1 protein-coding gene is annotated in these 577 nt (G+C 46.3%); it reads left to right on the plus strand.

Going from position 1 to position 577, the window contains the following annotated elements; genetic code table 11:
- A partial coding sequence (locus FK529_RS20940; protein WP_158635165.1) for an MFS transporter occupies positions 1–577 on the plus strand: 577 nt, incomplete at both ends.

Consider the following 577-nt stretch of genomic DNA (forward strand, 5'->3'; position numbering starts at 1 on the left):
GTGACGATAGCTGGAGCACTTGATACTTCTGAAGCAACGATTGGTCTCTCTCAAACGGCCTTCTTTATGTCGGCGGCACTCTTCTCTATCTTTATTCCACGTTTAAGTGATATTGTCGGGCGTCGTAAGATCCTCTTTTTTCTGATCTTTGTGACAACGATTGGGGGTGTGCTTTCTGCCATTACGCCTAATATTGAGCTCTACTTTGTCTCACGAATTATCCAAGGCTTCTCCGGGCCGGTTGTTCCGCTCTGTCTTTTGATGCTACATGCCGAGGTGAATGATCCGAAACGCTACGGGATGTTGATGGGGATTATAACAGCTGTCAATGGAGGAATTGCCGGAATCGATGCATTCTTAGGGGGCTTTATTGCAACCCACTTCGGTTTCCGTCCTGTCTTCTGGTTTATCGCCGCTGTAGGGCTTATTACGTTACCTTTTATTTTAAAAGGGGTTAGAGAGACAAAACCTTCTGCAGGGCAGAAGATGGATTGGTTTGGCGTTCTCTTCTTGGTGATTACCCTTGCTGGATTTTTAGTAGCCTTTAATGAGGCAGGGAAAGTGGCGGCAGCTAATT

This window comes from Tsukamurella asaccharolytica (assembly GCF_007858435.1).
Classification (GTDB): domain Bacteria; phylum Actinomycetota; class Actinomycetes; order Mycobacteriales; family Mycobacteriaceae; genus Tsukamurella; species Tsukamurella asaccharolytica.